Source organism: Streptomyces sp. NBC_00210 (assembly GCF_045160975.1).
Lineage (GTDB): Bacteria > Actinomycetota > Actinomycetes > Streptomycetales > Streptomycetaceae > Streptomyces.
This window is the reverse complement of sequence record NZ_CP108120.1, coordinates 8,346,688-8,367,626: the sequence shown is the minus strand read 5'-3', so window position 1 is coordinate 8,367,626 and position 20,939 is coordinate 8,346,688. Positions and strand designations below refer to the sequence as shown.

Genomic DNA, 20,939 nt, shown 5'->3' with positions numbered 1-20,939 from the left:
CCGGAGCCCTCGCCGGCGTGGCGGTTACTCACGAGCCTTCTTCAGTGGCCAGCGAACGCTCGTCTTGGCGACATCGTTGGGATAGACCACGTGGTAACGCCCGTTGATGAGTTGTTCGACCGTGCCGCGGGCGCCCGTATTCTGGTGGTTCTCGTCGAAGCGGATACCGTCCCAGGGCATGATCGTGTCGCGGCCCGGTATCTGCAGCGTGGCCAACGCCGCGCGGATCCGGCCGGGTTCGGCGGATGCGGCCTTGTCGATCGCCTGCGCGACGGTCATGACCGCGGTGAAGGCGCGCGCCGCGACATCGTCCATCGGGGCGTTGAAGCGCCGCCGGTACCGGTCGAAGACAGCCCTGGCTGTGGGAACGCGCTGGGCAAGGTCCGGAGACCAGGCTGCGCGACTGCACAGACCGGCTGCCGCCTCTCCATGGGTTTTCACGAACTTCGGATCGGTGAACCCTGCGCCGAAGGCCAGCAAGGCGGGTGGGTCATACCCCCTCGATTTCAGGGCGTCTATGAGACGCCGGGCACTATTTGTGTAGGCAAGGGCGAACACCACATCGGGCTGGGCCGACTGGAGCTGCTGGACCTGAGCGTTGAGGTCGGTACTGTCCACTGGGATGGTCACGTCGCGGACGACGTTTCGGCCGCTCTGTGCCGCGAGCCGGCTGATCAGGGCGTCTCCATCCCTTCCGTACCGGTCGTCCGAGTGGATGACGGCGATGCGCTCGGTGGCTGTGCCCGTGTTCTGTTTCTCCTTCAGCAGTGAAAAGAGCATCTGCCCGAGCGTCACATCGGTCGGACCGGTGCGGAAGAACCAGTTGAGGTTGCGCTCCGTGAGGGAGGCCGCGGAGGAATCGCCGTTGACGAACGGAACTCGCATCTCCTCCGCGTGCGCGCTCGCGGTGAGGGTGACCGCCGACTGATACGCGCCGACGAGTGCCTTGGCGTGGCTGTCACGGACCAAGTGGTCGACAGCGGCGGGTCCGCGGTCCGGGTCACCCGCCGTATCGGCGAACCGTATCCGGATGCCGGCGCCGTCGAGGTGCGGCAGGCCTCGCCCACGGGAGAGAGGCAGATCGATCGAGGGTATGGCCTCGTTGACGATCTCCTCCGCGAGTTCGGCGCCATGCCGTGCGCTCTCGCCGAGGGCCGCATCGGGACCGGACAGCGGAGCAAGGTACCCGATGGTGACCGATCGCTCGCCGACGCCGGCGTGGTCTGCGCTACCGGTGCACGAGGCGATGAGCACCAGCGCCGTAAGGGCGAACAGTGCCCTGGTCCGGGCAAGCAACCGGTCTGCCTTTCCTGCCGAGTTAACGCAGCGGACCCGAAGACGGGAGCAGAGACTGGGGAGGGAGAACGTCAGGTGGTTCACTGCTCGCCGTCCGGGTCGGTTGTGGTCATGCTCTCGACGAGTCTGCGATGAGTCCGCCAGTCCTCGACGGAACCGAAGACCGCGGAAGGGGTGGAGTAGTCGTCCGAGCCGACAGCTGCCTCGGGCGCAGAAGTCCCGCCCTCCGCATCGGTGTCAGGAGACTCCAGCGGTACGGGTTGCTGCGCAGGGCCGTCCCCGACGCCGGACGACAGGGTGGCTGTCGGCAGCCCGGCGAGGAGTGCGACGGGGATCATCACCGAGGCGGTCACTCCCCCATGGACGGAGGGTGCGAGCCACACGCCGATCCCGTGCCTCGCGGCGAGCTGGCTGACCACGAACAGTCCCATGGTGCGAACCGACGACGGGTCGATGGCGGGCGGCGTGGCGAGGCGTCGGTTGGCGGCATCGAGCCGGCCCGCGTCCATGCCGCTGCCGTGATCGGTGATCTCGATGCACAACCCGGCCGGCTGGGGGGAGGAATACCACCTGACGATGACATTGCTCTCCGGCGGTGAGAAGGCGGTGGCGTTCTCCATCAGCTCGGCAAGCAGATGAATGACGTCGATGACGGACTCGGAGGTGAGGGTCACGTCGGGGAAGTCGGCGATGATGATTCGGGTGTAGTGGTCGACTTCGGATGTGGCGGCCATGAGGACCTGAGCGAGCGGGAGCGCCTGGGAGTGGGCGCGTTTGTTCTGCGAGCCGGCGAGCACGAGCAGGCTCTCGCTGTTGCGCAGCATTCGAGTGACGAGGTGGTCGATCGCGAAGAGACTCTCCAGTTGGTCGGGGTTGACTTCCTTCTGCTCCAGACCGTCGACGAGCCGCAGCAGTCTGCTCCCGAGTTGCTGGCTACGGAGGGAGAGGTTGACGAACATCGCATTGACGCTCCGGCGCAAGGCCGCCTGATCCTTGGCCAGTCCGAGCGAAGCCTGCTGGAGTGCGTCAACGGCACGTGCCACTTCGCCGATCTCGTCCGGCGAGGAAGCATCGATGGGAACGGCCTTCAGGTCACTGAGATCGTCGACCTGGGCGCTCCGAAGGCGCTTGACGGCCTCGGGCAGTCGCCGGTCGGCGATCTCCATGGCCGACAGCCGGAGCCGCTGAAGCGGCATGGTGAGGGAGCGCACCACAGTGATCGAGCTACCGGCGGCCAGGGCAAGCATGACGAGAACCTGCACTGCGGCGAAAAGCGCGGCACGCTGCTGCCGTGACTGCAGGTCCTGTGAGCGGGAGACCAAGGCGTCAAGGACGTGTGCCTCCACCTCCTGCATGAGCTGCAGCTTCTGTGATGACGACCGGTACCATTCGTCGGCCTTGAGTCCCAGCCGTGAGGCGCCGGCCAGCTCGCCGGCACGGTTCTCCAACGCTTTCGTCCGGGTGACCGCTGCTCCCTTGACCCGGTCGGCGTAGAAGGCCTGCTGCGAGGCGCTCGCCGCGGAGAGGAACTCCTCCACGGTTTGCTCCTGGCGTGCGACCGCTCCCGCGAACTCCGGGAACTGGCCGACCAGGAAGGTGTTGCTGGTGAAGACGGCGTTGAGTTCTGCGCGTGACTGGCTCGTGTATTCCGCGGCTTGGGAGATCAGGTCCAAGCTGCGGATCTCCCTCGCCAGAGCCTGGGCTCCCGGTTCTGTCGTGAGGCCCGATCCCAGATTCAGCAGGCTGGAGATGACGTCCGTGTACTGGGCCTGGACCGAGCCCCGCGTCAGACCTGCGGCATCCACGGAAGCGCGCAGTTGCCGAAGACCGTCCAGCGCGTCGGCAACCTCCTCCAACCGGGTTTGGAGCGGAGTGCCGAACGGGGCTTCAATCGTTCCGGACGCCTGCTTGTAGGCAGCGACGAGGCGGTCGGCGGAGGCCCGCTGAGTACGTACTGCCTTGCCTCCCGATGTGCGGCGGCCGGCAATGTGTCCGGCGGTGAGGTCCCGCTCGTTCTGCAGGGCATGGACGAGCTCGAGCGTGGGCCTTTCCAACTGCGCCAGGCCGGAGAGGCGCGCGTAGTCACTCGCGTCCCCGAGCGAGCGGGAAATGGTGCCGACGACCAGCACGGCGGCGAGCAGCGTCGGAACCGCGACAGCGGCCGCCAGCTTCCAGCGAACCCGCCACGTGCGGGGCGAAACGAAACGGGCGACAACTCCTCGGCCGGATGGCATCCCGAGTCGGCCGACTCGACGGTCGGCGGGACCACCGCCTCTACCGGTTCCGGGTCTCGACCATGAGGGGTGTCTGTGGGATGTGGAGCGTGGCTTTGCAGTTGGGGCGGGTTGTGCGGGCACGGTTGGACTCACTCGCCTCTCGCGGAGTTGCTGGGTCGAGGGCGGCGCTGCGACATGGCCTGCGCAAGAGCGGCCTGTCCACCGTTCTGCCGAAGACGGTGGCGCAGGCACAGGCGAAGATCGCGCGCTCGAAGATACGAAGGTAGGAACGTTCAACAATCCTGCGAGAGGAATGTAGCCGCTTCGGGTCTCCCGGTCCACAGGTTGGTGTCGTTTTGCTGCGTCGGCGCCCAGGCTCAACGCACGCCGTGGAGCGCCACCTACGCGGTCAGTACAGAGGGCTGTCTTCGCGATCAGGTGAGTTCGGTGCCCCGGGTTTCGGGGAGGCCCAGAAGGGCGACGAGCGCGAGCCCGTATCCGAAGGCGCCGTAGACGAGAGCGCCGCCGACACCTGCCGACGAGAAGCCGACAGCCGTCGGGAAGATCGCCCCGAGCGCGCGTCCGACGTTGTAGCTGAAGCTCTGCCCCGTGCCACGAACCGCGCCGGGGTAGAGCTCTGCCAGGTAGGAGCCGAAGCCGGAGAAGATGGCCGAGGCGCTGAAGCCCAGGGGGAAACCGAGTATCAGGAGAAGGGAGTTGGAGCCCTGAGGGATGTTGACATAGGCCATCAAGAGGCCCGCGCTGAGGAACGCGAACAGGGCGAAGACGATCCGGCGGCCCAGGCGGTCGACGAGGTGACCCGCGGTGATGTAGCCACAGAAGGCACCGCCGATGAGGACGAAGAGGTATCCGCCGGTGCCGACGACCGTCAGTCCGCGCTCGTTCTTGAGATAGGCGGGCAGCCAGGTGGCGACGGTGTAGTAGCCCCCCATCACACCGGTGGAGAGCAGGGTCGCGAAGAGCGTCTTGCGGGCGAGGCCGCCGCGGAAGACCGATGACAGCGGAGCTCGTGCTTGCTTCTTCGCCATCCGCTCCGTCACCTCGGGAGCGTCCTTGACGTTACGGCGCACATAGACCAGCAGCAGCGCCGGCATCGCCCCGGTCCAGAACAGCACACGCCAGGCGACGTCTTGGTCGACGTTGTCCATGACGACAGTGCCGACGATGACGGCCAGCGCCCAGCCGACCGCCCAGGCGCTCTGGACCCAGGCGAGGACTCGGCCGCGATAGCGTGCACCGGCGTACTCGGCGACCAGGATCGCCCCGGCCGCCCACTCACCCCCGAAGCCGATTCCTTGCAGTGCCCGCAGGCCCAGCAGCATCGGATAGTTCATGGCGAAGCCGCACAACACGGTGAACAGGGCGTAGGTGGTCACGGTGATCATGAGGGTCCTGACGCGGCCGACTCTGTCGATCAGGCCTCCCGCGACAACGCCGCCGAGCGCGGACGAGAGCAGGGTGACCGTGGTCAAGAGGCCGGTCTGGGCCGTGCTGAGGCCGAAGTAGGCCGCGATGGCGACCATGCCCATCGGCAGCACGAGGAAGTCGTAGGAATCAAGAGCGTATCCGCCAAAGGCCCCCTTGAAGGCACGGCGACCCTGTGGAGGCAGCGACCTGTACCAGCTGAACGGCCCGGTCGTCTCACCAACGGCTGCTGCAGGGGGACTGGTTGGAGTGGTTGTCACAGTCACAGTGACCTCACGGGAAGAGAGGGAAGCTGACGTTCGTTGAACAGTCCTTCATGACGTCCGCCGGACAAGGGAGGCAGGTCAGCTGCCCACCAGGGACGCGTCGGGCTCTGGTTCGGCCGCGAACTCGGCCCACACCACGTAACCGTGAGGCAGCCGCCAGGTGCCCCACTTCGAGGACAGGGCTTCGACCAGATACAGACCCCGTCCATCGCAATGGGTGTCATCCCCCTCCTCACGCGGAGCAGGAATGCCGTTCCAGCCGGATCCGTAGTCGCCCACCTCGACCCGGATCACATCGTCGTCAGCCGCAGTGCGGATGCGCCGTACGGTGTGCCAGATGGGGCCCGACCCGTGGCATATCGCATTGGTGACGAGTTCGGAGACGATCAGTGTCACGTCGTCGATCAGATGACACAGCCGCCAGTCCTGCAGCCGGTCGGCAGCCTGCCGCCGGGCCGACTGAGCGGATTCGGCCGATGGAGGCAGGATCCACGTTGCTCGATCCGGGGCGCCAACACTCGGGACTGCGGGATAGCCCTGAGGGGAGGTGAAGGGGGACATGGCTTGCTCGCTAGGGAAGGGCGTGGCCCGAGTTGCCGGAACTCCAGGTGGCCGCGCGGCGGTCCGCCTACGAGAAGGCTCGAGAGCGGGAGGACGATGGCTGGCGCCGCGGCATTGGCTGGACTTCGAGAATGAAGCCAATCCGACCCGAGTCGCAGCCTCTGCCTAACCTCTGCGTAGAATTGTTCTACAATTCCTTTATTGGACTATCACCTCTTCCGGCGCGCCGTCAACCCCTCCCCGCACCCGCAGGCCTCGCAACCCTCTGAACAGCGTCGATTCATCGACCGAGTTGAGATGTCCACGTCGAGCACGCTCATTGGACCCGTGGCAACGGTCGACACCGGGCGTTCAGGGCGCCGCCGCGACGACGGCCACCGCGTCCGACCACTCTGAAGTGGCCAGACATTGACGCATTGAAGAATCGTTCTACAATCCTTGGGTGTTCGTGGCCGCCAGCCACGTACGTCGCCCCGGCTTACGCCGTCGCGGGTGCCCCCGGTCCGGCCGACGCCTTCTCAAAGCCCTTCCCTCCGGGCCGAGTTGGCCGGTGCGGCTTGGTCGCTGTTCAGCGCGACCTCCGCCGACGGCTCACCAAGGAACAGCACCTCAACGCCTACAAGGCCGGGACCGTTCTCGGCACAAACCTCTTGTGCCGAGTGATACGAGGACAGACCACCACGTCACGCTTCGGCAGACGACAGGAGCCAGGTGAGCCATGCAGACCAAGCTGGACGCAGCCAAATCCGAGCTGCTCGCCCGGGCGGTTGCGGCGGCGCAGAGCGACCGCACTCGCCCAGCGCACAACAGTCTCCCTACGGGCGCTCTGACCGCCTACCTGCGCGACTACTACCTGCACACCGCGCACGAGGACCTCGTCGACCGGGATCCGGTCGACGTCTGTGGGGCTGCTCTGTCCCACTACCGGCTTGGGCTCGATCGTCCCCAGGGTTCCGCCGCGGTGCGTGCGCACACGCCCACCGTTGAGGAGGACGGATGGTCCTGCGGCGGCACCGTGGTGGAGGTCGTCAGCCACGACATGCCGTTCCTGGTTGCCTCCGTCACCCATGAGCTCTCCCGGCAGGGCCACGCCATCCACATGGTCGTCCACCCGCAGTTGGCAGTCCGCCGTGACATCACCGGCAAGCTGCTGGAAATCCTCGACGTCGACGACTGCCTGCCCAGCCGCTCCTCCGACGCCGGCTGGCCGGCCGACGCGGCCGTCGAGTCGTGGATGCACATCGAGATCGACCGCGAGACCGACGCCACCCGCCTCCGCCGACTCGAGGCCGACCTGCGCCGGGTCCTCACCGACGTCCGGTGCGTGGCCGAGGACTGGTCCAAGATGCGCGCTTCCGCGCTGCGCATCGCCGACGAACTCGCCGAAAGGCCCCCGGCAGGCATGCCGGAGCAGGAGGCCGGCGATGCCTGGGAGCTGCTGCGCTGGCTCGCCCACGACCACTTCATCTTCCTGGGATACCGCGAGTACGAGCTGGCGGAGGCCGACGATGACCGGCACGAGGCATTGCGGTCCATCCCTGGCACGGGACTGGGCATTCTGCGCCACGACCCGCGCGCCGACGCCGACGACCACCCGGCCGGTGCGGCTTCCGGGCGGCTCAGCGCCGCCGCACGCGCCAACGCCCGCGAGCGGAAGCTGCTGGTGATCACCAAGGCCGACAGCCGGGCCACCGTGCACCGCTCCTCCTACCTCGACTACATCGGGGTGAAGAGGTTCGACGCCGAGGGCGCTGTCATCGGTGAACGGCGATTCTTCGGCCTGTTCTCCTCGGCCGCGTACATCGAGTCCGTCACCCGGGTGCCGGTGGTCCGCCGCAACGTGCACGAACTCCTCGCCGCGCGGCTCTCGCAAGCCGCCCGCTCCTGGATGGACGGCTTCAACGAGGCGCTGACCGCGGAGTGCGGCGAGGAGCGCGCCACCGAGCCGGCCCGCCGTTATGCCCACGCCTTTCCTGACGGCCACCGCGCCGACTTCTCGCCACGTACCGCCGTCACCGACGTGCGCCACATCGAATCCAGCACGACGGTTCTGGTCAACAACACGGTCAGCAGCGCCGGAACCACCTTCCTGTACCGCATGTGGGAGGAGACCGGGGCGTCCGGCGAAGAGATCGTACGAGCGCACACCGCTGCCCGCGCCATCTTCGGCCTCGAGCAGATCTGGAGCGACATCGAGGCGCTGGACAACCAGATCCCGGCATCCGTCCAGACCACCATTCGCCTGCACTCCCGCCGCCTCCTGGAGCGGGCCACCCGCTGGCTCCTCAACAACCGCCGCCAGCCGCTGGACGTCGCCGCAACCATTGAGATCTTCCGCGACCGCTGCAACCTGGTGCGGACCCAGCTGCCCACGCTGCTCGCAGGAACCGAGCGGGACTGGTACGAAGAGGTGCTGGACGAGCTGACCGACGCTGGAGTGCCGGCCGAGCCCGCCCAGCGCGTCGCGGGCTTCTCCTCCGCTTTCCCCGCTTCGTCGCGATCGCGGACCGTACGGGCACAGCGCCCCTGGAGATCGCCGAGGTCTACTACGACCTGGCTGACCGCCTCCGGATAACGCAGCTGCGAGGCCGGATCATCGAGCTGCCCCGCACCGACCGCTGGCAGGCCATGGCCCGCGCCGCCATCCGTGACGAACTCTTCGCCGCCCACGCGGCGCTGACCGCCGACGTCCTCGCCTGCGGTACCCCTGGCGACGGGCCGCGGGAGCGGTTCGATACGTGGGGGAGCCGCAACGCGAGCCCCCTCAGCCGAGCCCGCGGCACGCTGGCCGACATCGAGACGTCAGGCACTCACGACCTGACCAGCCTTTCGGTGGCGATGCGGGTCATCCACACCCTCGTGCGCAGCGGTTCCACGCGCGTGTAGCGACGAGTCGAGCCTCTCATCGGCCCCCGCCCCCTCAACCCGCCAAGCGCACCCGCTCCAGCCCACCTCAACCCTGCACCGCTCGCAAGAACAGGAACAAACGCCGCATGGCCGTAGTAACAGACACTGATGCCCGTACCGCTACCGGGAGAATGGCGGATCTGCGGCGGCGGATCGACGATGCCGTGCACGCCGGCTCGGACACCGTTCAAGACCCGCACACCGCAGGTGGGATGACTGCCCGTGAGCTGTTGGAGCAACTGCTCGACGACGGCTCCTTCATGGAGCTGGACGCCGTCGCCCGACACCGCGCGGACAACGTCGGCGCGGAGAAGACCCGCGGCCGCGGGTCGGAGATGACCCGCGGCCGCGGCGAAGGCCTCGTGACCGGCTACGGCGAGGTCGACGGCCGCCCGGTCGCCGTCTTCTGCCAGGACGTCACTGTCTCCGACGGTGCCCTGGACGAGTTCCACGGCAAGAAGATCACCAAGGTGCTGGACTTCGCGCTGAAGACCGGCTGTCCGCTCATCGGCATCAACGACTGCGGCGCCGCCCGCATCCAGGAGGACGCCGGCGCCCCGGGCGTCCACGGCGAGGTCCTCCGCCGCAATGTGCATGCTTCCGGCGTCATCCCGCAGATCTCGCTGATCATGGGATCCTGCACGGGTGGTGCGGTCCACTCCCCTGCCCTCATGGACTTCGTGGTGATGGTCGACCAGACCTCGCGCCTGTTCATCAACGGCCCCGAGGTCATCAAGACCGTCACCGGCGAGGACGTCGGCTTCGAGGAACTGGGCGGCGCCCGTACTCACAGCACAAGCTCCGGCGTCGCACACCACTTGGCCGCCGACGAGGAGGACGCCGTCGAGTACGTCAAGGCGCTGCTGTCGTACTTGCCCTCCAACAATCTGGAGGAGCCGCCGGTCCACCCCGAACCGGCCGACGCAGAGACCGGCATCGAAAGCCTGGTGCCGGAACTGGACCGGATCGTTCCCGACACCGCCAACCAGCCGTACGACATGCGCAAGGTCATCGAGCCCGTACTGGACGACGGAGAGTTCCTGGAGACGCAGGCGCTCTTCGCGCCCAACATCGTCACCGGTTTCGGCCGCGTCGAGGGGCACCCGGTCGGCATCGTCGCCAACCAGCCGATGCACTTCGCCGGCTGCCTGGACGTTGACGCCTGTGAGAAGGCCGCGCGGCTGATTCGTACGTGCGATGCCTTCAACGTCCCCGTGCTCACCTTTGTGGACGTTCCCGGCTTCCGGCCCGGCGTGGACCAGGAGTACAGCGGCATCGTCCGCCACGGCGCCAAGTTGATCTACGCCTACGCCGAGGCCACCGTCCCCCTCATCACCGTCGTCACTCGCAAGGCATGCGGCGGCGCCTACGACGTCATGGGCTCCAAGCACCTGGGAACCGACCTCAACCTCTCCTGGCCCACCGCCCAGATCGCTGTCATGGGCGCCCACGGCCTCGACGCGGTGATCAGGCCGTCCGAAACGCGGCAGCACATCATCCGCGGACTGCGGGCGTTGCGCAGCAAGCGCGAGACCCTGCCGCCCAAGAAGCACGGCAACATCCCTCTGTAGGCCAACGGTCAACGCCCGCCCGGCCCGGCGGCGGTCCCCTCACCACGTCAGGAACGCACCATGCCCTCCATCCAAGTACTGCGCGGCCGGCCCACCCCCGAAGAACTGGCCGCCGTCGTCGCTGTGCTCCAGGCCCGGGCCACCGACACGGCGGTCCCGCCCCCACTTCCCGCTAGGCCTCGGGTGTCCGCGTGGGCCGACCGCGCCGCTGCGATCGCGATGCGCCGGCCGTCCCGGCCCCGGCTGATGCAGGTGCGGTGAGTCGAGCTCGTGCCCGGTAGCTGTGAGCCGGGCTACGAAGCGATGGCCTCGGAGTGCCTCTTGACGAGCTGCTTCTCGGCGTCATTCAGGTACGACGCAAGGAGCAGCTCCGCATTGACCGTGTCCGCCGCCTTGAGGGCGGCAAGGATGTCACGGTTGCGTGCCAGGTACGGCTCGTGGAAGGCGCGCGTATTTTCCATTCCGTGGAAGACCAGGCGCAGTTCGGCGAGTACACCGCGCATCAGGTCGTCCAGGCGGGTGCTGTGGGCAAGGGCGACGATGGCATGGTGGAAGTGGATGTTGGCGCTGCCCAGCTCGCGCCAGTCGCCTTCCTTGGCCGCCTTCTCTCCTTCGGCGACCGCCGCCTCGGCCTTGCTCAGGTCGTAGGGCGGCATACCGAGATTGCGCACCGCTGCGCATTCGATCAGCCTGCGCACCTGGTAGATGTCGATGACGTCCTGGACCGTGAGGACACGGACGAAGACACCCCGGTTGAGTTCGTGTACCAGCAGCCGCTCGTGGGTGAGCAGGCGAAAAGCCTCCCGGAGGGTGTTGCGCGAGATCCCCAGGGCGTTGCCAATGGCGTCTTCCGAGAGCTTGCTGCCCGGCGGCAGGAAGCCCTCGGCGATACGCGCGCGCAAGATGTCAGCGACCCGGTCGGCGGTGCTGGAGCGCCCGAGTAGTGCGCGGTCACTGAAGAGCCCGGTCGGGTCGACCTCGGCTGCCATGGTTCATTCCTTCTCACGCCGGCCGCCGGGACCACCGGCGGGCTTGGAAGCAGGCCTGCTAGGAATCAGTCAACCGGAAACGTGGGAACAAAACAACAGAGAGCTTGTCGGATCGTTCAACGATCCTCTATATTGATGTTGTGTTGCGGTGATCCGCCGGTCATGTTTCGCCTGGCCCAGCCCTCAGGGCGGCAGGTCAGCAGTGGGCAGCGGGGACAATGTCTCCCGTCACGGCTCGCAACCGCACAGCTGTGCCGCTGTGAAGCGGCGGTAACTTCTGGGTCGGCCGCGCGCGGCGCCCGTGACGAGAGGACTGCTGATGACCACAGTCGCCCATCCCGGTGCCCTGACGCCCGCCCAGGCGCGGACCATGTTCCGCGAGGGTACGAGCCAGCCCACCGGGGGCTGGTGTGCCGCATACACCCAGGTCAATCTCATCTCAGTCCCGTCCGACTGGGCCCATGACGTTCACATGTTCTGCCGGCAGAACCCCAAACCCTGTCCAGTGCTCGACATCGCGGACCTGGGGTCGTGGAACACGGCGCTCGCCCCTGGCGCCGACCTTCGCACCGACCTTCCGCTCTACCACGTCTGGGAGCACGGTCGGCTGATCGCCGAGCAGACCGACGTCGTCGATCTCTGGCGCGAAGACCTGGTGACCTTCTTGATTGGATGCAGCTTCACCTTCGAGTCCGCGCTGACCGACGCGGGCGTGCCGCTACGGCATGTCTCCCAGGGAGCCAACGTTGCCATGTACGTGACGGATCATGAGTGCCGTCCGGGCGGCCGGCTGCGCGGCCCCTTGGTGGTGTCCATGCGCCAGGTCCCGGCCGGCCTCGTGGATACCGCGACTCGCGTGACCGCCCAGATGCCCGCGGTGCACGGCGGCCCGGTCCATATCGGAGACCCGGCGGGCCTGGGCATCCAGGACTTCGCCCATCCGGACTTCGGCGACCCGGTAGAGGCCGAGCCGGGCGATGTGCCCATGTTCTGGGCGTGCGGCGTCACTCCCCAGGCAGCGCTGATGGCATCCCGGCCGCCGTTCGCGATCACTCACGCGCCGGGTCACATGCTGATCACCGATGCCCGGGACACGGACTACCGCGTTGGATGACACCGGAGCAGCAGAGGGTATGGGCAGCGGACGGCTTCAGGGAGACCACCAAGCGATGACAGACATCGTGATCGACCTCAACGCAGACCTCGCGGAGGGCTACGGGCGATGGATCCTCACCGACGACGAGGCCATGTTGTCCGTGGTGACCAGCGCCAATGTGGCCTGCGGCTTCCACGCGGGCGATCCCAGCATCATGCGCAAGGTCTGTGACATCGCCGCCGAGCGGGGTGTGCGGATCGGAGCGCAGGTCTCCTACCGGGACCTGGCCGGTTTCGGACGACGGGCCATGGACGTGCCCAGCGACGAACTGGCCGACGAGGTCACCTACCAGATCGGTGCGCTTGAGGTGTTCGCCCGGGCAGCCGGGGCGAAGGTGGCCTACGTCAAACCACATGGGGCCCTCTACAACCGGGTCGTCGCCGACAAGGAACAGGCGTCCGCGGTAGCTGCGGGCACGCTGCTCGCCGACCCCGGCCTGCCGGTCATGTGCCTGCCCGACTCGGCCATGCATCTGGAGGCACAGCGAGCAGGACTTGAGGTGATCAGCGAGGCATTCGTCGACCGCGCCTACACCGCGGCAGGGACGCTGGTACCGCGCGGCGAGCGGGGCGCGGTCATCACAGATCCCCGGCAGGTCGCCCACAGGGCGGTCATGCTCGCCCGGGAAGGCCGCGTCACAACACAGGACGGGGAGCCGGTGCACGTACAGGCGCGATCGCTCTGCCTGCACGGCGACACCCCCGGCGCGGTCGAGATCGCGCGGCACGTCCGCGCAGCGCTGGAGGCGGCCGGAGTCACGCTGGAGGCGTTCGCATGAGACTGCTGCCAGTCGGCGAGGACTCGCTGCTCATCGACCTGGACACACCGCAAGAGGCCCAGGCGTGGCACGCCGAGATCCTGCGCCGCCACGGGGAAGGCACGCTGGCACCGGTCCGGGAGATCGTCCCCGGAGAGAAGACCGTGCTCCTGTACGGAACATCCGATCTCCCGGCCCTGCATACGGCGCTGCGCCGCTGCTCCGTCTCCCCCCTGGCGACGGACAGCGGTCCCCTCGTGGAGATCCCCGTGCACTACAACGGAGCCGATCTCCCCGCGGTCGCCGAGATGTGGGGGGTGAGCGAAGACGACGTGGCGCGAGTGCACAGCGGCGTCGAGCACCGGGTCGCCTTCTCTGGATTCGCCCCCGGATTCGCGTACATGACCGGACTCGACGAGCGGTATCACGTGCCTCGCCGAGACGAACCCCGCACCACGGTTCCCGCAGGATCCGTCGCCGTCGCAGGCCATTACACGGGCATTTACCCGCGTCCCTCGCCGGGCGGCTGGCAGCTGATCGGAACAACTCCCGTACGCCTGTGGGACTTGGACCGCCGACCGGCGACGCTGCTTGCGCCGGGCACGCGGGTGCGGTTCGTACCCCAGGGGCCTGCCGACGGGAACAGCGCGGGATGTGTGGGACGGACGAACGCCGAGGGGGCCGTCGTATGAGCGGCAAGCTGGAAGTGGTACGCGCCGGAGCGCTCACCACGATCCAGGACCTGGGACGGTTCGGCCACGCAGGCTTGGGCGTGCCCCGCTCCGGAGCACTCGACCAGCCGGCCCACCGACTGGCGAACCGGCTGGTGGGCAACTCGGCCGACGCCGCAACGCTGGAGACCACGCTGACAGGCGTGGCTGTGCGCACCACCCAGGCCGTGACCGTCGCGGTGACCGGGGCGCCCGCGCCGGTGCGGATCGACGACCGGCCGGCGGCGTGGGCGAGCGCTGTGCATGTGCCCGCCGGTGCGGTGCTGGATGTGGGCGCCGCCACCAGCGGTCTGCGCAGCTATGTCGCCTTCAGTGGAGGCATCGCGGTCGCCCCCGTACTCGGCAGCCGTTCCACCGACCTCCTCTCCTGCCTCGGGCCCGCCCCTCTCAGGGACGGAGACAACCTCCCCCTGGGAGAGCCGCTCGGCCACTCGATCCATACCGACATGGCGCTGTGGGAGGCCCCGCCGCAGGAGCTGGTGCTGCCCGTACTGCTCGGTCCGCGCGACGACTGGTTCACCGCTGCGGCACTGCGCACCCTTGGCGCAGCCCGGTTCGCCGTCTCCTCACACAGCAACCGAATCGCGCTGCGCATGAACGGGCCTGTCCTGGAGCGGGCCGTGCACGGTGAACTGGCCAGCGAAGGCATGGTGCTCGGGGGGATCCAGGTGCCGCCGGACGGCAAACCCGTGGTCTTCCTCGCCGACTGCCCGACAACGGGCGGCTATCCCGTGATCGGCGTCGTGCCGGAGAGCCGGCTGGCCGCAGCCGCCCAGGCGACGCCGGGCCTTCCGGTCCGCTTTGTGCCGATGCGCCGCCCGCGCCTCAGCCTGTCCGGGCGGTCCGGGCGGTGATGAGCGATCAGCAGGGACAGCGGCGTCCCGGCCGACGCAATGGCGGGCTCAGAAGAGTTCGGTGCCGCGGGTTTCGGGGAGGCCCAGGAGTGCGATGAGGGCGAGCACGTAGCCGATGACTCCGTAGATCAGGGCTCCCCCGACGCCTGCGCTGCCTGCTGTAAAGCCCACTGCTGTGGGGAAGAACGCGCCCGCGGCGCGGCCGACGTTGTAGGTGAAGCTCTGGCCGGTGCCGCGTACGGCGTTGGGGTAGAGCTCGGCAAGGAACGAGCCGAATCCGGCGAAGATGGCGGAGGCGCAGAAGCCCAGCGGGAAGCCGAGGAAGAGCAGAACGCCGTTGGCGCCCTGCGGGATGTTGATGTAGGCCAGCAGCAGGCCGGCACTGAGGACCGCGAACAGGGCGAAGGATTTCTTGCGCCCCAGCAGGTCGACGACGTACCCGGCGGTCAGATAGCCGCAGAAGGCACCGGCGATGAGCAGGAACAGATAGCCGCCGGTGCCGACCACCGTGAGGCCGCGCTCGGTCTTGAGATAGGTGGGCAGCCAGGTGGCGATGGTGTAGTAGCCACCTTGCACGCCGGTGGCGAGCAGTGTGGCGAAGAACGTCTTGCGCGCGAGGCGCCCCTGGAAGATCGATGTCAGCGGGACACGCGCTTCCTTCCGAGCCAGCCGCTCGGTGACCTCCGGTGCGTCCTCGACGTTGCGACGCACGTACACCACCAGCAGCGCCGGCAGGGCGCCTGTCCAGAACATCACCCGCCAGCTGAGATCGGGGTCGAGCCGGTCCATCACCACCGTCGCCACGATGACGGCCATGCCCCAGCCGACGGCCCAGGAACTCTGGATGAAGGCCAGCGCACGGCCCCGGTAGCGGGACCGGGCGTACTCGGCCACCAGGACAGCGCCCGCCGCCCACTCGCCGCCGAAACCCAGACCCTGCAGGCCCCTGCACACCAGCAGCATCGGATAGTTCACGGCGAATCCGCACAGCACGGTGAACAGGGCATATGTGGACACCGTGATCATGAGGGTCCGGACCCGGCCGACCCGGTCGATCAGGATGCCGGCGAGGATTCCGCCGACTGCTGACATCAGCAGGGTGACCGTGGTCAGTAGGCCCGTCTGCGCCGTGGTGAGGCTGAAATAGGCGGCGATTGCCACCATGCTCAGCGGCAGCACCTGGAAGTCGTAGGAATCAAGGGCGAATCCGCCGAACGCGCCCTTGAAAGCCCGCCGCCCCTGAGGGGTGAGAGACCGGTACCAGGCAAACGGACCGGTCACCTGGTCGTCGGCCGCCTCTGGCCGGGTGGAGGTGGGTGTCACGGTGCTGTACCTCGCTGCACTGCGGGAGATGGGAAGGCACAACGCGGGGATTCAGTGGTGCGCCCGGGCGAGGGGACGGCGCCGTCGGCGCAGAACTACTCAGAAGTCTGCCCGAAGGTGCCGGGCGGGTCTATCCATACGCCCTCGCGGAGCGCAGCGTCATGGCCGGTTACGCGCAGCATCCAGACCCGGCAACGCCGCCGGCGGTCACGTCGCGGGGCCGTCCTCGGTTTGCGTGGCACTGCCCGCCGCGTCCGAGGCGAGCCGGGCAGCGCGGATGGTGAGGTGGTGCCGTTCCGGGAGGCTGGTCGTACGGTTTGCCGCCGCGCGGTAGTTCTCGATGGCGGCCTCCCGGTCGCCGAGCATTTCAAGGAGATGGGCACGTACCGCATACAGGCGGTGGTGTCCCGTGAGGCGCCCGTCGGCGTCGAGGGCCTCGACGATGTCGAGGCCGGCGGCCGGGCCGTCGACCATGGCCGCGGCGACGGCTCGGTTGAGTGAGACCACGGGATTGGCCGAGAGGCGTTCCAGTACGCCGTACAGCGCGAGAATCTGCGGCCAGTCGGTGTCTTCGACGTGCTTGGCCTCGTCGTGGACGGCGGCCACCGCCGCCTGGACCTGGTACGGGCCGACGGGGCCCCTGGGCAGGGCGGCGGTGACCAGAGCGATGCCCTCGTCGATGGCACGGCCGTCCCACAGGCTCCGGTCCTGTTCGGCGAGCGGGATCAGTTCGCCGCCCGGTCCCGTGCGTGCCGGGCTGCGGGCATGGTTGAGAAGCATCAGCGCGAGAAGTCCGGCGACCTCACTGTCATCGGGGAGGTGCTGGTGCACGGCTCTGGCCAGCCGGATCGCCTCCCGTGACAGTTCGACGCGCTGCAGATCGGGGCCGACGCTACTGGTGTAGCCCTCGTTGAAGATCAGATAGAGAACGGACAACATCGCATCGAGCCGGGGCGCCCAGTCGGTGCGGTCCGGCATCTCGAAGGGGATCCCAGAGGTCTTGATCCGCTGCTTGGCCCGGCTGATCCGCTGGGCCATGGTCGCCTCGGGGACCATGAAGGCCCGTGCGATCTCGGCCGTGGTCAGACCTCCCACCGACCGCAGGGTGAGGGCGACCGCCGACGCGGGCGTCAGGGCGGGGTGAGCGCACATGAACAACAGGATCAGTGTGTCGTCCCGGTCCGGCGCCTCCTCTTCGTCGGCCGCCGGGGCCGACCGCCGGTCGGCGGGCTCTCGTCTGGCCGCGAGATCCTCCCGGCGCCGGCGCGCCCGTTCGCTGCGCACCTGCTCGGTCAGGCGCCGGCTTGCGACCTGGATCAGCCAGCCCCGCGGATTGCGCGGCACACCCTCGCGGGGCCACTGGGTGGCGGCGGCCAGCAGCGCCTCCTGAACCGCGTCCTCGGCGGTGTCGAAGTCCCCGTAACGCCGAGTGAGCACACCGACGACCTGCGGCGCCAGTTCGCGCAGCAGGCCGTTGGTGTCCCTGTCCGTTGTGGCCAGTGCCTACAACTCCTCGGTCGGTGCCGACATCACCTGGCGCACCTCGATCGCCATGTTCAACGGAGCGCCGCCGGGACCGGGTGCGGTCGAGATGTATGCGGCGATCTCGTACGCGCGCTCCGCGCTCTCGCAGTCGACGATCCAGTACCCCGCGAGGAACTCCTTGGTCTCAGGGTAGGGGCCCTCGGTGATCAGCGGCGCTCCGGTCTTCCCCGCGCGCACGATCCGGGCCTGTTCCGGCATGGCCAGCCCCTGTGCCTCAACCAGCTCGCCCGCGTCGGCGATCTTCTTGTTCGCGTCCATCATGAATCCGATGTGCGCCTGAATCTCCTCCGGACTCCAGGTCGCGATCGACGGGAAGTCCGCAGTCTGCTCGCTGAACTGCATCAGCAGCATGTACTTCATGGCCTGCTCCTCACACTCGTGCGCCTCGTCGGCGCTCTCACGGACAGGTAGAAACTGGCGCCGCGTTCTCGACATCCTCGGCGAAGATCTGCCGAAAAAGTTCACGACGGCCCGGCTGGAGCCGACGTGCCTGCTTATGCGGGCGCAACGGCCTGAGCGAGGGAGCCCGGCAGACATTCACGTCCGCGGCCACCCGGTGACCGTCTCCCTGATGGCGGGCGCGGTCCAGCGGAGCTGCTGAACCGCCGCGCGCCGTAGTAGTCGCACGCCGCAATCCAGTGAGGATGGCTGCTGCCTGCCCCCTCTCGATCGCGGCACGAGAACGGCTGTTGTGTAGCCAACCTCCCTCTGTGCACGCGCCGTTGACGTGATGGACGTCATTGACCCGGGGAGCCGATCCTCATATTGTTTGGGCCCAAATCTTCTTACGCTGCGTGGCACCGCCCCGCAGCAGGGCGGGACATCGCGTCCTCCCCCCACTCGCCCTGGAGGTACCTTGCGCACACGACCACGTACCGCACTGCTCGCCGCCACTGCGGCCGTCGCCGGTGTTCTGACCGCCGTCCCCCTCGACTCGGCCGAGGCAAGCCGCCCCGCTGCCGACGTCGCCACCACGAAGCTCTACGAGTTGACAGTCCCCGCCAGGACCACGGTGGCGAAGGACGCCGAACTGCTGGAGGCCCAGGGCTTCGACGTCCTGGAAGGCAGCGGTGGCGGCAAGGTCAAAGTGCTCGCCGACCCGACCGAACGCGAGCGGCTGATCTCGCTCGGCTTCAGCGCCACCGTCACCCGGAGCCTGCCGCAGGTGCGGTGGAAGACTCCCAGCACCACCGACAGCACGTACTACGGTGGCTATCCGACCGTAACCGGCCAGTACGCGCACATGGACAAGGTCGCGCGGACCAAACCCGCCCTCGCCAAGGTGGTCAACTACGGCGCGTCCTGGCGCAAGAAGAACGACCTGGGCGGTAGCAAGCTCAAAGCGATCTGCATCACCCGCATCGCCGGCCGGAAGGACTGTTCGCTCGACCCGAAGGCGCCCAAGCCCCGATTCGTGCTCATGGGCCAGATGCACGCGCGCGAGATCGCGACCGGCGACGTCGCCTACCGCTGGATCGACCATCTCGTGGGCAACTACGGCACCGACGCGACGGTCACCTCACTGCTGAACTCCACGGAGTTCTGGGTCATTCCGGTCGCCAACCCCGATGGCGTCGAGATTGTCCAGGAGGGCGGCGACGCACCCTATCTGCAGCGCAAGAACGCCAACACATCCAATGGGCAGGACTGCGCGATCCCACCGACCGGGCAGAGCCAGAGCGGCGTGGACCTCAACCGGAACGCCGGTTTCCAGTGGAACACCGGCGGCTCGTCCGACGACCCGTGCAGCCCCGCGTACCACGGCCCCACGGCCGACTCGGAGCCGGAACTGACCGCCGTCCAGACGCTGTTCCGCAAGCTCTACCCCGACACCCGCGGCCCCGCCCTCACGGACATCGCCGCGGCTGACACACGCGGCATGTTCATCAGCCTCCACAGCGACACCCGCATGGTCCTGTTCCCCTGGGCGTTCACCAAGGACGACGCCCCCAACGACGCCTCGCTGCGCGCCATCGCCGCCCAGCTCGCCGCGGACACCGGTTTCACCCATGGGCAGCCGGGAGAACTCCTCTACACCGCCTCCGGCGGGACCGACGACTGGGCCTACGGGGAGTTGGGCATCCCCAGCTTCACCATCGAGATCGGCAGCACCACGGACACCACATGCAATGGCTTCCTGCCGGCGTACTCCTGCATGGAGTCTTCGTACTGGCCAACCATGCTGCCTGCGCTGCTGAACGCGGCGAAGTCGGCGCGCGCCCCCTACCAGGTGAGCCAGTCCTCCCGGTAGGCCATTCGATGATCTGATCCCCGTTTCCACCGCCGGGTGGGCGGAGTTGGCCGATGTCGCTTCGCCCACCCGGTGCGGGATCACTCCGGACCAGCCGTATCAACGGCAGGCACGAACACGGCATTCGATGAAAACGTCGAGTGGCGCACCGTCAACTTCCCAGGGCCAGGCCGTGACCGTGGTTCCGATCGCCTGGAAGACATCACTCGCGTCCGTCAGCCGGTCGGCCTTCGTCAGCACGAACGCGAGCAGATTCAGGTCCGCGAGAGCGGCTGCATGCCGCAGGAATCCGGGACTCAGCCAGCTCGTCAGCGCGTGGTCCAGGAGGGAGCGCTCACGGTGCTGGTCCCAGTGCCGGCGTGCGGTGAGGGCTATCACTCCGCCCATGTCCACAGTTCGCTGGTAGCGGCCCAGGCTTGCGGTGAGCTCCAGAGAGGCCACCGGGGATCCGGGCGGCGCGGAGGCGACGACGGCGTCGACGAACTGGACGGTGAGGACGTTCGATCCGCACTCCTCCGGAGAGCAGTAGCGGAGCATCTGCAGGTGTGCTTCGCGGTTCCAGGGGTGTCGTTCCACGACCCGAACCCACACGGGTTGTGTCTGGGGTACGGACGCCCGCAGGACTCGGCAGCAGCCGAGCATCGCCACCCAGGGCGCCGGGTCGGCGGGGAGGAGTTCGGCGGCATGGCGACTGGTGCCGATGACGGCTTCCGCGTCCCTCAGTGATCCGTTTGCCCGGGCCACAGCGAGTTGAGCCCAGGCGTGGAAGAGGATCGCATCCGGGTTGGTGGGCTGGCGGGATCGCCATTGGTCGGCGAGGACGAGCGCGTCCGGCATGTCGGCGAGAACGCTGAGTCTGTGCGTACGTCTGTCCCAGTCTTCGCCGGCTTCCCGGAGTATCTGTTCTATCGGGTAGGTGAGGGCTCCTCGGTCGTTGGACTCGGCCAGGTTGTCGCCCTGGGCCGCTATCTGGGCTTCCACGTGTCCGATGGCTCGTGCGAGCTCGGTGTCGTCGAGTTCCGGTTGGAGCCTGGGGCGGGACTGTCGTGCCCTGGTGCGGAACCACATCG

16 protein-coding genes and 1 pseudogene are annotated in these 20,939 nt (G+C 68.0%); 8 read left to right on the top strand and 9 right to left on the bottom strand.

The annotated features are described in order from the left end of the window. Positions 1–24 precede the first annotated feature (24 nt). From OG729_RS37590 to OG729_RS37575, 4 genes are all read right to left on the bottom strand, one after another. On the bottom strand, positions 25–1,296 hold the full coding sequence (locus OG729_RS37590) for an ABC transporter substrate-binding protein (RefSeq protein WP_405810564.1): 1,272 nt from the start codon (positions 1,294–1,296) through the stop codon (positions 25–27). An 80-nt stretch (positions 1,297–1,376) separates the two neighbouring features. Next, positions 1,377–3,530, bottom strand: coding sequence for a nitrate- and nitrite sensing domain-containing protein (locus OG729_RS37585; protein ID WP_405810562.1), 2,154 nt, complete (start codon positions 3,528–3,530; stop codon positions 1,377–1,379). Between the two features lie 416 nt (positions 3,531–3,946). After that, positions 3,947–5,218, bottom strand: a complete 1,272-nt coding sequence (locus OG729_RS37580) for an MFS transporter (protein WP_405810561.1) — start codon at positions 5,216–5,218, stop codon at positions 3,947–3,949. Between the two features lie 84 nt (positions 5,219–5,302). After that, positions 5,303–5,785 (bottom strand): ATP-binding protein, encoded by a 483-nt coding sequence (locus OG729_RS37575; protein WP_360876663.1) that lies wholly within the window; start codon positions 5,783–5,785, stop codon positions 5,303–5,305. A gap of 718 nt (positions 5,786–6,503) precedes the next feature. Here OG729_RS37575 and OG729_RS37570 point away from each other — a divergent pair. From OG729_RS37570 to OG729_RS37560, 3 genes and pseudogenes are all read left to right on the top strand, one after another. Then, positions 6,504–8,671: pseudogene (locus tag OG729_RS37570) on the top strand (hypothetical protein). A 107-nt stretch (positions 8,672–8,778) separates the two neighbouring features. After that, positions 8,779–10,263, top strand: coding sequence for an acyl-CoA carboxylase subunit beta (locus OG729_RS37565; protein WP_405810559.1), 1,485 nt, complete (start codon positions 8,779–8,781; stop codon positions 10,261–10,263). Between the two features lie 60 nt (positions 10,264–10,323). After that, positions 10,324–10,524, top strand: a complete 201-nt coding sequence (locus OG729_RS37560) for an acyl-CoA carboxylase subunit epsilon (protein ID WP_405810556.1) — start codon at positions 10,324–10,326, stop codon at positions 10,522–10,524. Between the two features lie 32 nt (positions 10,525–10,556). On the opposite strand, the gene OG729_RS37555 is transcribed toward OG729_RS37560, so the two are convergent. Beyond that, entirely contained in the window at positions 10,557–11,252 is a 696-nt protein-coding gene (locus OG729_RS37555; RefSeq protein ID WP_360876675.1) for a GntR family transcriptional regulator, read from the bottom strand. Positions 11,253–11,529: 277 nt separating this feature from the next. Between OG729_RS37555 and OG729_RS37550 the strand changes: the two genes are divergently transcribed. Genes OG729_RS37550 through OG729_RS37535 form a run of 4 tightly spaced genes read left to right on the top strand, consistent with a single transcriptional unit; the run spans position 11,530 to position 14,750 of the window. Continuing rightward, complete coding sequence (locus OG729_RS37550) at positions 11,530–12,366, top strand: putative hydro-lyase (RefSeq protein ID WP_405811424.1); 837 nt, start codon at positions 11,530–11,532, stop codon at positions 12,364–12,366. A gap of 55 nt (positions 12,367–12,421) precedes the next feature. After that, the gene (locus OG729_RS37545) at positions 12,422–13,186 is read left to right on the top strand and encodes a LamB/YcsF family protein (protein ID WP_405810554.1); all 765 of its coding nucleotides are present in this window, start codon (positions 12,422–12,424) and stop codon (positions 13,184–13,186) included. Beyond that, the gene (locus OG729_RS37540) at positions 13,183–13,857 is read left to right on the top strand and encodes an allophanate hydrolase subunit 1 (protein WP_405810552.1); all 675 of its coding nucleotides are present in this window, start codon (positions 13,183–13,185) and stop codon (positions 13,855–13,857) included. Before OG729_RS37545 ends, OG729_RS37540 begins: the two co-directional genes overlap by 4 nt. Beyond that, positions 13,854–14,750, top strand: coding sequence for a biotin-dependent carboxyltransferase family protein (locus OG729_RS37535; RefSeq protein WP_405810551.1), 897 nt, complete (start codon positions 13,854–13,856; stop codon positions 14,748–14,750). Before OG729_RS37540 ends, OG729_RS37535 begins: the two co-directional genes overlap by 4 nt. Positions 14,751–14,798: 48 nt before the next feature. Here the strand turns inward: OG729_RS37535 and OG729_RS37530 are convergent, their stop codons facing one another. From OG729_RS37530 to OG729_RS37520, 3 genes are all read right to left on the bottom strand, one after another. After that, a complete protein-coding gene (locus OG729_RS37530) occupies positions 14,799–16,073 on the bottom strand; it encodes an MFS transporter (protein WP_360876690.1) in 1,275 nt (424 codons plus the stop codon). 207 nt (positions 16,074–16,280) lie between these two features. Beyond that, a complete protein-coding gene (locus OG729_RS37525; protein ID WP_405811423.1) occupies positions 16,281–17,573 on the bottom strand; it encodes an RNA polymerase sigma factor in 1,293 nt (430 codons plus the stop codon). Between the two features lie 3 nt (positions 17,574–17,576). Then, positions 17,577–17,978, bottom strand: coding sequence for a YciI family protein (locus tag OG729_RS37520; protein ID WP_360876693.1), 402 nt, complete (start codon positions 17,976–17,978; stop codon positions 17,577–17,579). Positions 17,979–18,474: 496 nt separating this feature from the next. Here OG729_RS37520 and OG729_RS37515 point away from each other — a divergent pair, with 496 nt between their 5' ends. Continuing rightward, positions 18,475–19,869 (top strand): M14 family zinc carboxypeptidase, encoded by a 1,395-nt coding sequence (locus tag OG729_RS37515; protein ID WP_405810549.1) that lies wholly within the window; start codon positions 18,475–18,477, stop codon positions 19,867–19,869. Between the two features lie 99 nt (positions 19,870–19,968). On the opposite strand, the gene OG729_RS37510 is transcribed toward OG729_RS37515, so the two are convergent. Beyond that, a complete protein-coding gene (locus tag OG729_RS37510) occupies positions 19,969–20,937 on the bottom strand; it encodes a hypothetical protein (protein ID WP_405810547.1) in 969 nt (322 codons plus the stop codon). Between the last annotated feature and the right edge of the window lie 2 nt (positions 20,938–20,939).

Bases quoted from the DNA above. Each gene is read 5' to 3' on its own strand.
- OG729_RS37585 (WP_405810562.1), bottom strand. From the start codon at position 3,530: ATGCCATCCGGCCGAGGAGTTGTCGCCCGTTTCGTTTCGCCCCGCACG.
- OG729_RS37575 (WP_360876663.1), bottom strand. From the start codon at position 5,785: ATGTCCCCCTTCACCTCCCCTCAGGGCTATCCCGCAGTCCCGAGTGTT.
- OG729_RS37565 (WP_405810559.1), top strand. From the start codon at position 8,779: ATGGCCGTAGTAACAGACACTGATGCCCGTACCGCTACCGGGAGAATG.
- OG729_RS37560 (WP_405810556.1), top strand. From the start codon at position 10,324: ATGCCCTCCATCCAAGTACTGCGCGGCCGGCCCACCCCCGAAGAACTG.
- OG729_RS37555 (WP_360876675.1), bottom strand. From the start codon at position 11,252: ATGGCAGCCGAGGTCGACCCGACCGGGCTCTTCAGTGACCGCGCACTA.
- OG729_RS37545 (WP_405810554.1), top strand. From the start codon at position 12,422: ATGACAGACATCGTGATCGACCTCAACGCAGACCTCGCGGAGGGCTAC.
- OG729_RS37540 (WP_405810552.1), top strand. From the start codon at position 13,183: ATGAGACTGCTGCCAGTCGGCGAGGACTCGCTGCTCATCGACCTGGAC.
- OG729_RS37535 (WP_405810551.1), top strand. From the start codon at position 13,854: ATGAGCGGCAAGCTGGAAGTGGTACGCGCCGGAGCGCTCACCACGATC.
- OG729_RS37520 (WP_360876693.1), bottom strand. From the start codon at position 17,978: ATGAAGTACATGCTGCTGATGCAGTTCAGCGAGCAGACTGCGGACTTC.
- OG729_RS37510 (WP_405810547.1), bottom strand. From the start codon at position 20,937: ATGTGGTTCCGCACCAGGGCACGACAGTCCCGCCCCAGGCTCCAACCG.